The sequence below is a fragment of the Streptomyces sp. SID3212 genome, assembly GCF_009865405.1.
In the GTDB taxonomy this organism is placed as follows: Bacteria; Actinomycetota; Actinomycetes; order Streptomycetales; family Streptomycetaceae; genus Streptomyces.
Genome location: NZ_WWJY01000459.1, coordinates 1 through 11,809, shown reverse-complemented (window position 1 = coordinate 11,809; position 11,809 = coordinate 1). Strand labels below are relative to the sequence as shown.

The window sequence follows — 11,809 nt, the reverse complement described above, 5'->3', positions numbered from 1 at the left end:
GGCGCGGCGGGCGAGGTCCGGCGCTGGTCGCTGCACGACCGCGAGCCGCTGTCGAACTGGAGTACGCCGCGTACGACGCTGCTCGGTGACGCGGCCCATCCGATGCTCCCGCACCACGGGCAGGGAGCCAACCAAGCCATCGAGGACGGAGTGGCACTCGCCATCTGCCTCGAGGAAGCGGCACCGGGAGCCGACGGCATCGCCGCCGCGCTCCGCCGCTACGAAGGGACCCGCAGGCCGCACACGACCACCGTGCAGCTCGGGTCCCGGACCGGACGACCACCCACCAAGGAGAAAAACATGAACAACAACCGGAACAACAACACCAACAACAACGGCAACAACAACAACGTCAACGCCGACAGTGTCAGCTGGATCCTGGACAACGACGTGGAGGCCACCTTGAACAACAACAACGCCAACAACAACAACCTGAACAACAACAACCGCAACAACAACGTGAACTCCGCCGCCTGATCCCCGATCTCCGATCCCTGATCGCTGATCTCGGCCGGCTTCTTCGCACGATTCCCGCATCGGTACGGGCCCCTGGCGCTCTCTCCGCGTCAGGGGCCCGCCCCTGTTCCCGGGGCCGAAGGTCCTGTTCCGGAGCCGGACCGGCCCGGATACATGCCCGATAGGCCTTCGATAGCTCGCTGTCCAACTATGGCCACTACCTCACCGACACGAAAAGGAAACCTCACATGAGCGAGCAGCAGCAGACCGAGGAGACCGCCTACCGGGTCGTCCTCAACGCCGAGGAGCAGTACTCGATCTGGTGGGCCGGACGCGTCCTGCCGGCCGGCTGGCACGCCGAGGGCACCGAGGGCACCCGTGAGGAGTGCCTCGCACGGATCAACGAGGTGTGGACCGACATGCGCCCGCTGAGCCTGCGCCTGCGGATGGACGAGGCCGCGGTCTGAAACCGGCCGGTGCGACCTCGGCCCGCACGACCTCCGGCCCGCACCACCTCGACCCGCCCCGCCGCCCGATCCCGATGGAGGAGAGACCGTGAACGACCGTACGCTGTCGGGATCCGTGTCCGGACCCCCGCTGCTGCCCCAGCTGTTCGCCGCTCAACGCGCCCGTACCCCTGACGCCCCCGCCGTGCTGCGGCCCGACGGGAGCACGGTCAGCTACGCCGAACTCGCGTCCCGGGCCGACCGGGTCGCCGCCGGACTGCGCGAACTCGGCGTCGGACCCGGTGACTTCGTGGGGGTGTGCCTGCGCCGGGGCCCCGACCTGATCGCCGGACTCCTCGGCGTGTGGCTGGCGGGGGCCGCCTACGTACCGCTGGACCCCGAGCACCCCGAGAGCCGTATCGCCCTCGTCCTGGGCGACGCCGGGGCGCGGGTGGCGCTCGCGGAGCGGGCCACCGAGGGCAGGCTGCCCGAGGCCACCGCCGTACTGCTCACCGAGGACGTCAGCGGTGAATCGCCCCTTCCCGTACCGCGGTTCGCGGCCGACGCGGCCCGCCCCGCCTACGTCCTGCACACCTCGGGATCCACCGGCCGCCCCAAGGGCGTGCTCGTCCCGCACGGCGGCATCGCCAACCGGGTGCGCTGGCTGGCCCACCGCCACCGCCTCGGGGCCGCCGACCGCATGCTGCTCAAGACGACCGTCGGCTTCGACGCCGCAGGTCTTGAGCTGTTCGCGCCCCTCATCAGTGGTGGAGCTGTCGTGCTCGCCCCCGAGGGCGCCGAGCGCGACCCCGCCGCCCTCCTGGCCGCCGTCACCACCCACGGCGTGACCGTCCTCCAGGGTGTCCCCTCCGTCTACCGGGGACTGGTCGAGGCGGCGGGCCGTACCCGCCACGCGCCGTCCCTGCGGCTGCTGTTCAGCGCGGGCGAGCCGCTGCACGCCGAACTCTGCCACGACCTCGCCGCGCTCGCCCCGGGCGCCGAGATCTGGAACACGTACGGCCCCACCGAGGCGTCCGTCGACATCACCGAGCACCACTGGGACCCGGAGCGCGACACCGGGCCCGTCCCCATCGGCCGCCCCATCGGCAACATGCGCGTCGTCGTCCTCGACCCGGCGGGCCGGCCCGTGCCCGTCGGCGTCCCCGGTGAACTGCACGCGGGTGGCGTCGGTCTCGCGCTCGGTTACGCCGGACGCCCCGACCTGACCGCCGAGCGCTTCGTGCCCGACCCTCACACCGAGGGCGCCCGGCTCTACCGCACCGGCGACAAGGTCCGCTGGCGCGCCGACGGCACCCTGGAGTACCTGGGCCGCCTCGACCACCAGGTCAAGATCAATGGCGTACGGGTCGAGCCGGGCGAGGTCGAGGCCGCGCTCGCCGCCCACCCGTGGGTGCGGGCCGCCGTCGTGGCCGCCGTACCGGACGGGAACGGGAACGGGGACGGCGGTGGCCACCGGCTCGCCGCCTGGGTCCAGTCGCGCGGCCAGGACCTCCGGCCCGAGGAGCTGCGCGCGTTCCTGCGCCGCTCGCTGCCCGACGTCCTCGTGCCCGCCCTCTTCGTGCCCGTCGACCGGTGGCCCCTCACCGCCAGCGGCAAGACCGACCGGGGCGCGCTGCCGCTGCCGTCGGCGGCGGACCTGGGCGGTACGCACGTACCTGTACGCACCACGGCCGAGCGTGTGGTCGCCGAGGAGTGGTCGAAGCTGATCGGCACGCCCGCCGGGGACATCGGCGCCACCCACGACTTCTTCCAGCTCGGCGGCTCCTCGCTGATGCTGACCCGGCTCTCCGGCGCGCTCTCCGCGCGGGCGGGGGCCGCGATACCCCTGCGTGTCCTGTTCACCGAGACGACCGTCGAGGCACAGGCCGCGCTGCTGACCCGTACGGCCTCCGAGACCCGGCAGCCGGACGCGACGGGCGCCACGTACACGACGGACACCACGGACGCGACGGTCACCACGGGCGCCACAGACGTGTCCGTCACCGGTTCCGCCTCCACCGGGCCTTCCGCCCCCGACCCCCTGCTGCCCGTCGCCCGGCCCGCCGAGGGGCTGCCCCTCTCGCACGGCCAGCGGAGCATGTGGCTGCTGGACCGGCTGCGCCCCGGCAGCTCCGAGTGGAACGCCCCCTCGTTCATCAGCCTGCCCGCCCACTACACCGACACGACCGTCCTCGCCGCCCTCGACGCGCTCGCGGCCCGGCACGAGATCCTGCGCACGCGTTACGTGCTGCTGGGCGCCGAGCCCGTACAGATCGCGGACGCGCCCGGCGCGCGGCCGGTGGAGACCCGTACCGCACGCGCCACCACCCCCGAGGCGCTGAACGCGCTCGTCCACGACGAGTTCACCCGCCCCTTCGACCTGGAGCACGGCCCCGTCTGGCGTGCTCTGGTGGTACGGGGCGCCGGCGACGCCCTCCATGTGGTGCTGTCCGTCCACCACATCGCCTGCGACGGCTGGTCCTCCGTCGTCCTGGAACGCGACCTCCAGGCCCTCGCCGAGGCCGCGCACACCGGCACGGCGGCCACGCTGCCGCCGCTGCCCGTGCAGTACGCCGACCACGCCGCGTACCGCCGCCGTACCCTCACCGACACGGTCATCAGCCATGAACTGACCCACTGGAAAGGCGTGTTGGACGGCATCACGCCGCTCGACCTGCCCGCCGACCGGCCCCGCCCGCCGGTGCGTGACGCCGCCGGAGCCGTCCATGTCTTCTCCGTACCGCCCGAACTGACCGAACAGGCGGCCGCGCTGGGGCGGCACGCGGGGGCCACACTCCAGCAGACCCTGCTGACCGCGTTCGCCACACTCGTCGCCCGCTTCACCGGACGCTGGGACATCCCCGTGGGGGTGCCGGTGTCCGGCCGGGAGCGGCCCGAGGTCGCCGATGTCGTGGGTTTCTTCCTCAACACCCTCGTCCTGCGGTGTGACTTGGACGCGGACGGCGGCTTCGACGACGCGCTGGTACGGGTACGGGACCGGGCCAGGGACGCCTTCGCCCACCAGGACCTCCCCTTCGACGCGCTGGTCGAGGCGCTGGACGAGAGCCGCGACCCGTCCCGTACCCCGCTCTACCAGGTGATGTTCGACCTGCACGAGGAGGGCGGCACCGGCACCGCGACCGGCGCCGGTGACATCGAGGCCTTCCGGGGCGCCTGGCAGGCCGCCCGCACCGACCTCACCTTTGTTGTCCAACGGCAGCCCGACGGCTCGCTGTTGGGCCTGGTCGAGTACGCCACCGCGCTCTTCGACGCGGAGACCGTGGAGCGGCTGTGCGCCTGCTGGGTCCGGCTCCTGGAGTCGGTCACCGCCGACCCGCGCACCGGTCTGCGGGAGGCGCGGATCCTGCCCGCCCCGCTCCTCGGCGAGATCGTCGGCCGGGGCCCCGGCGCCCCCGAGCCCGGGGGTGCCGAGCCGGCCGAGCTGTCCGTGTACGGGGCGATCCGGGCCGCCGCGCGGCGCGCGCCGCTGGACACCGCCGTGGTGTGCGGCGACGACACCTGGACGTACGAGCGGCTGATGCGCCGGGCCGCGGCCTTCGCGCACCGGCTGCGCGCCCTCGGCGCGGGGGCCGAGACGCCGGTCGGCATCCTGCTGGGCCGGACGCCCGACCTCATCGCGGCGGTTCTCGGCACCTGGCGGGCCGGGGCCGCGTTCGTGCCGCTGGATCCTGCCGCGCCCGACGAGCGGCTCGCGCATGTCCTGGCCGACGCCGGGGCCCGCGTCCTGATCACCACCACCGACGGCGGCCACCGCCTCGCCACGGCCTTCTCCGGGCCCGTGCTCGACGTGGAGACGGACGACGGCCTCGCCGACGCCGACGCCCGGGGCCCGGCCCCGGACGGGACCGGCGACGAGACCACCGACGACCCCGCCCGGCTCGCGTACATCATGTACACCTCCGGATCCACCGGCCGGCCCAAGGGCGTCGCCGTCGAACACCGCACGCTGCTGCGGATGTTGAGCGCCTTCCGGGACCACCTCGACTTCGGACAGGGACCCGACGACGCGTATCTCGCCCTGTCCCAGCCGACCTTCGACATCTCCTGCACCGAGCTGTACATGCCGCTCGTCGCCGGGGGACGGGTGGTGCTCGCGCAGGAGCGGGACCTCGCCGACCACCGGGCGCAGATCCGGCTGATCGACCGGCACGCGGTCAGCCACATGCAGGCGGCGCCGCCGCACTGGCAGATGCTCCTGGACGCCGGGTTCGGCCGCAGGCCGCTCGTCGGCAAGACCGGCGGCGAACCGACGCCGCCCGCGCTGGCCAGGGAACTCGTCCGCAGCCTCAACCGGTTCATCAACGAGTACGGGCTCACCGAGACGACCGTCGCCTCCACCCGCTGGGACGGCGACGACACCGCGCGGAGCGTTCCGCTCGGCCGCCCCTACCCCGGCGTCACCACCCGGGTCCTCGACGAGCACCTGGTCCCCGTCCCGTACGGGGTGACCGGTGAACTCTGCGTCGGCGGGCCCGTCCTGGCGCGCGGCTACCGGGGCAGGCCCGACCTCACGGCCGCGGCTTTTGTGCCCGATCCGTACGGCGAACCGGGCGCCCGTCTGTACCGCACGGGGGACATGGCCCGGATGCTGCCCGACGGCACCCTGGAGTTCGCCGGGCGCGCCGACGGCCAGGTCAAGATCCGGGGCCGGCGGGTGGAGACCGGCGAGGTGCAGGGTGTCCTCGCCGAACACCCGTCCGTCGCCCACGCGGTGGTCGTGGTGCACGGCGAGGGCGACGAGGCGGGCCTGGTCGGTTACTGGGTGCCCGCCGAGGACCGACCCGTACCGAGCGACAGCGACCTGCTCGACCACTGCGCGCGGCGGCTGCCCGACTACATGGTGCCCGCGCTCCTGATGCCCATCGCCCGGATCCCGCTCACCCGGCACAACAAGGTCGACACGGCCGCCCTGCCCGTCCCCGACCTCACGGCCGCGCTCGCCGACGAGCCGTACACCCCGCCGCAGGGGCCGGTCGAGGAGCTGGTCGCCGACATCTGGGCGGAGGCCCTGCACGGTCCCGACCACGTGGGGGACCACCGGATCGGCGCCCGGCAGGGGTTCTTCCGCATCGGCGGCAACTCGGTGCGGGCGGCGCGGGTCATCGCCCGGATCCAGGAGGAGTTCGACGTCGAGATACCGCTGCGGACCGTGTTCGAACGGCCCACCGTCACCGCGCTCGCCGCCGCCGTGGAAGAGGCCGTAACCGCCGAGATCGAGTCGCTCACCGAGGCCGAACTGGCCGTCGCCCACCGGGAGTACCAGCCGTGACCGCACCGACCGCACCGACCGCACCGACCGCACCCACCCAGCAGGAACTCCGCGCCCAGCTGCTGAACCGGCGGCTGGCCGGCCGCGCCGGGCGTACGGGCAGCGCGCCCGCACGTCCCGTCATCCCCCGGGCCGACCGCACGGCGCCCCTCGAACTGTCCGCCGGACAGCGCCAGTTGTGGTTCCTGCACCAGCTCGACCCGGACAGCCCCGAGTACCTGCTGCCGATGGCGTACCGGCTGCGCGGACCGCTCGACACCGGGACCCTGCGCGGCGCCTTCGACGGCCTCGCGGCCCATCACGAGATCCTGCGCACCCGGTACGTCCTCGCCGGCGCCGAACCCCGCCAGATCGTGGACCCGCCGGGCCCGGTCGACTTCACCGTCACCGACCTGCCCGGGCTCGACGCGGCGGGACGCGACGCCGAGGCCACCGCCTTCACCCAGGCCCGCGCCACGGAGACCTTCGACCTGGCCACCGCCCACCCGCTGCGGGTCGGGGTGCTGCGCCTGGCGCCCGACGACCACGTCCTGGTCGTCGTCATGCACCACATCGCGTGCGACGCGCTGACCCGCCCCATCCTCCTGGCGGACCTGGCGGCGCTCCACCGGGGCGAGCAACTGCCCGAACTGCCCGTCCAGTACGCGGATTACGCCGCCTGGTCCCTCGGCAGGCAGACCGGCCCCGCCGCCGACCTGAGCCTGGAGCGGTGGCGCGAGCAGCTCGCCGGCCTCGAACCGCTCGCCCTGCCCACCGACCGCCCCCGGCCCGCCGTGCGCGCCTGGGACGGCGCCGCCCAAGGCTTCGACGTCCCCGCCGACGTCACCACCGCGCTGCGGACCCTCGCCCAGGACAGCGGGGCCACCCTCTTCATGGTGCTGCTCACCGCGTTCCAGACGCTCCTGGGCCGCTACACCGGCAAGCAGGACGTCGCGGTCGGTACGGCGGTCTCCGGCCGGACCCGTCCCGAGCTGGCCCGGATGGCCGGGTACGCCTACAACAGCCTGGTCCTGCGTGCCCGTTGGGACGGCGACCCCGCCTTCTCCACCGTCCTCGGCGCCAACCGGACGACCGTCCTGGACGCCTTCGACCTCCAGGACACGCCCTTCGACCGGATCGCCGACGAGCTGGAACCCGGACGCGACCTGTCCACCACCCCGCTCTTCCAGGTGATGTTCGACCTGGCACCCGGCGACGGCGCCCAGGGCCCCGACCTGCCCGGGATCACCGCGACCCCGGTCGCCGCGAGCGGGCGCATCGCCCGGTTCGACCTGACGATGCACCTCTCCGAACAGGACGACGGCACCCTGCACGGCAGCCTGGAGTACGCCACCGCGCTCTTCGACGCCGCCACCGCCGCCCGTGTCACCGGCCACTACACGCGACTCCTGGCCGCCGTCGCCGCCGCGCCCGAGGCGCCCCTCTCCGACCTGGAGATCATCGGTCCGGACGAGCGCGCCCTACTCCTGGACGGACCGGCGACCCCGGTCGGCACGGACACCCCGGTCGACCCCCACACCCTCCGCCCCGTCTTCGAGACGATCACCGAGCAGGCCGCCGCCACCCCGTTCGCCATCGCCGCCCGGCACGGCTCCACCACCCTCACGTACGGGCGGCTCGACCACCAGGCCGAGCAACTGGCCCGTCGACTCATCGAGTTGGGCGCGGGTCCCGACACCACCGTCGGTGTCCTCCTCGACCGCTCGCCGCAACTGGTCGCCTGCCTGCTGGGCATCTGGCGGGCCGGGGCCGCGTACGTACCCATCGACCCGGAATACCCGCTGCCGCGCGTACGGCACATGCTCGGCACCACCGGCACCCGTGTCGTCATCACCCAGGCCCGCTACGCCGACCGGTTCGAAGGCACCACGACCCTCCTCCTCGACGACCCGCGCGAGCGCGCCGTCATCGGGGCCGCCCGCGCCGAGCTTCCCCGTACGTACGACCTCGACCAACTCGCCTACGTCATCCACACGTCCGGGTCCACGGGCCGGCCCAAGGGCGTCCTCGTCACCCACCGGGGCCTCGCCAACTACCTCAACTGGACGGTCCGGGCGTACGCGAGCGCGGGCACCGGCGGCGCCCCCCTCTTCTCCTCGGTCGCCTTCGACCTGGGCGTACCCGACCTGTACGCGCCCCTGATGACCGGGCAGCGCGTCGACCTGCTGCCGCAGGACTTCGACACGGCCGACCTCGGCGCCCTGCTCACCGAGGGCGCCCCGTACTCCTTCATCAAGCTCACCCCCGGCCATCTCAACCTGCTGGAACAGCAGTTGACGGCGGGGGAGATCGCCCACCTGGCCGGGCTCGTCATCGCCGCAGGCGACTCCTTCACCGCCACCCTCGCCGCACGCTGGACCGAGGCCGCCGGGCCCCACGGCACCCGCCTCGCCGCCGAGTACGGACCCACCGAGATCACCGTCGGGAACTCCGCGTACTTCGCCGACGGGGAGATCACCACCGAACTGGTCCCCATCGGCCGCGCCCTCCCCAACACCACCATGTACGTCCTGGACGACCTGCTGCGCCCCCTGCCCGTCGGCATCCCCGGCGAGGTCTGGATCGGCGGCATCGGCCTCGCCCGGGGCTACGCGGGCCGCCCCGACCTCACCGCAGAGCGCTTCCTGCCCGACCCGTACGGACCGCCCGGGGCCCGCCTCTACCGCACCGGCGACCTCGCGCGCGTCCTGCCCGACGGCAACCTCGACTTCATCGCCCGCGCCGACCACCAGGTCAAACTGCGCGGCTACCGCATCGAACCCGGCGAGATCGAGTCCGCCCTCAGCGCCCACCCCGCCGTCGCCGACGCCGTCGCGCTCGTCCGCGAGGACAGCCCCGGCGACCAGCACCTCGTCGCCTACCTCGTCGCCGCCGAGGGCGCCGACCCGGCGGCCCTCACCCCCGCCGCGCTGCGCGCCCACATCGGCGACACCCTGCCGCCCTACATGGTGCCCACCGCGTACATGACCCTCCCCGCCCTGCCGCTCACGGCGAACGGCAAGCTGGACCGCCGCGCCCTGCCCGCGCCGGGCCGCGCGGCGACGGCAGTGGGTGAGCACGTCGAGGCGCGCGACGCCACCGAGCGGGCCGTCGCCGAGGTCTGGGCGACCGTCCTCGGCCTGGACACCGTCGGCGTCCAGGACAACTTCTTCGACCTGGGCGGCGATTCGATCCGGGCCGTCTCGCTCGTCGGCGCCCTGCGCGAGGCGGGCTGGGAGACCACCGTCCGCGACATCTTCGAACACCGTACGGTCGCGCGGCTCCGCGCCCACCTCGGCGAACCACGCGACGCCGAAACCCCGGCCGTCACATCCCGGTTCGCCCTGATCGGCGAGGCGGACCGGGCCGTCCTGCCCCGCGATGTCACCGACGCCTACCCGGTGTCGCTCACCCAGGCCGGCATGCTCGTGGAGATGTACGGGGACAGCCCCGAGCGCCGCTACCACAACATCACCTCCTTCCGGATCCGCGACGAACTGCCCTTCGACCGCGAGGCGTTCCAGAAGGCCGCCGACCTGATCACCGAACGCCACGAGGTGATGCGTACCTCCTTCTCCCTCGACGGCTACTCCCAGCCGCTCCAACTCGTCCACGCCACCGCCTCGATGCCCTGCGTGTACGACGACCTGCGCCACCTGCCCGCCGGCCAACGCGAGGACGCCCTCGCGGAGTTCGCCGACCGCGACCGCGAGCAGCTCTTCGACCTCACCACCGCGCCGCTGATGCGGATGGCCGTCCACCTCCTGGACGACGAGAGCTGGTGGCTCTCCATCACCGAGTGCCACCCCGTCATCGAGGGCTGGAGCTACCACTCCCAGCTGATGGAGATGCTCCGCGCCTACCGCGCCCTGCGCACCGGGGGCGAACCCGAGCCCGCGCCGCCCCTGCCCGCCGTCCGGTACGCCGACTTCGTCGCCGGTGAGCTGCGCGCGCTCGGCGACCCGGCGGACCGCGCCCACTGGGAGCGGATCGTGGAGGGGTACGAACGGTTCGACGTCCCCGCCGGCTGGGAGGACGACGAAGGACCCGACGAGCGCTACCGCGTCGACGTCCCCCTCGGCGACGCGGAGGCGGGCCTGCGCGCCCTGGCGTCCGCCGCCGAAGTCCCGTACAAGAGCGTGCTGCACGCGGCGCACAGCAAGGTCCTCTCGCTCCTCACCCGCGCCAGGCGCTTCCGCGGCGGCATGGTCGCCGACGCGCGGCCCGAGGAAGCCGGCGCCGAGCGGGTCTCCGGGATGTACCTCAACTCCGTGCCCTTCCCGTACGAGATGGGCGCGGCGACCTGGGGCGAACTGGCCCGGCAGGTCTTTGCCCGCGAGGTGGAGCTGTGGCCGCACCGCCGCTTCCCGATGCCCGCGATGCGCAGGCCGGGCGGCGAGAGCCACCTCATCGACGTGCTCTTCCACTACCTGGACTTCCACCAGGTGGACACCGACCTGGTCGACATCATGGCCAGCCGGGACGACAGCCCGAACGAGTTCCGGCTCGTCGTCGGCACGCCCGTGCCGGGGCACCTGTCGATCGCCTCGCGCACCAGGACCCTGTCCCGGGGCAGCGCCAAGCGCCTCGCCGCCCTCTACACCGCCGTCCTCGCCGACATGGCCCGCACCGGGGCCGGCGGCGACGCGCGCGGGGCCTTCCCCGACGCGTACGAGCGGCGCGCCCTGGAGGCGCCCGCCCTGCCGCACTCCGACACCCCGGCCGACGTCCTCACGGCCTTCGAGGCACGCGCCGCGCTGACGCCCGGGGCCGACGCCCTGACGTACGGGACCGGTTCACTCACGTACGGGGAACTCGACGCCCGCGCCAACCGCCTGGCCCACGCCCTGCGCGCGCTCGGCGCGGGACCCGAGACGCGGGTCGCGGTCCTCCTGGACCGGGGGCCCGACCTGGTGGCGGCGCTGCTGGCGGTGTGGAAGACGGGCGCGGCGCAGGTGCCGGTGGACCCGTGCACCCCCGACGCGCGCATCGCGCGCCTCGGCTTCACGCTGGGGGTGGCATCCGCGGCCCAGGCGGACCGCCTGGGCGCGGTCCCTGTGCTGGTCACCGACGGGATCACGGACGGGATCGCCGACGGAGTTATCGACGGGATCACCGACGAAGCCCCCGCCACCCCCCTCCGCCTCACCCACGACCCGGACCGGCTCGCCTACGTCCTGCACACCTCCGGGTCCACCGGCGAACCGAAGGGCGTCGAGATCAGCCACCGCTCGCTCGCCCACTACCTGCACTGGGCGGTCGAGGAGTACGCGTCCGCCGGGACGGGCGGCGCGCCCTGGTTCACCTCGGTCGGCTTCGACCTGGGCCTGCCCGCGCTGTACGCACCGCTGATGACCGGCCAGAGCGTGCGCCTGCTCCCGCCGACATACGCCCCGGAGGACTTCGGCACGGAGCTCCTGAAGGGCGCCCCGTACTCCTTCATAGGCCTGACCCCCGGCCATCTCACCCTCCTGGAAGGCCAGTTGACGGACACCGAGCTGAGCAACCTGGCCGCGCTGGCGATCTGCGCGGGCGACGCCTACCCGGCGGCCCAGGCGGCCCGGGTCGCGTCCCGCATCCCGTCGGACGGCATGCGGCTGGCCGCCGAGTACGGCCCGACGGAGGCCACGGTCGCGGC

General features: G+C 73.7%; 4 protein-coding genes. All 4 read left to right on the top strand.

What is annotated here, in order from left to right:
• Nucleotides 1-477 (top strand): FAD-dependent monooxygenase (locus GT042_RS13835; protein ID WP_202532741.1); only part of this gene is annotated, 477 nt, incomplete at its 5' end.
• Between the two features lie 227 nt (nt 478-704).
• A complete protein-coding gene (locus tag GT042_RS13830; RefSeq protein WP_161309008.1) occupies nt 705-923 on the top strand; it encodes an MbtH family NRPS accessory protein in 219 nt (72 codons plus the stop codon).
• A gap of 88 nt (nt 924-1,011) precedes the next feature.
• Nucleotides 1,012-6,192, top strand: coding sequence for a non-ribosomal peptide synthetase (locus GT042_RS13825; RefSeq protein ID WP_161309007.1), 5,181 nt, complete (start codon nt 1,012-1,014; stop codon nt 6,190-6,192).
• Nucleotides 6,189-11,809, top strand: a 5,621-nt coding sequence (locus GT042_RS13820; protein ID WP_161309006.1) for a non-ribosomal peptide synthetase, incomplete at its 3' end; no start/stop codon positions are given. The genes GT042_RS13825 and GT042_RS13820, both read left to right, overlap by 4 nt.

Excerpts from the sequence above, each read along its gene's own strand:
- GT042_RS13830 (WP_161309008.1), top strand. The coding sequence starts at position 705 with ATGAGCGAGCAGCAGCAGACCGAGGAGACCGCCTACCGGGTCGTCCTC.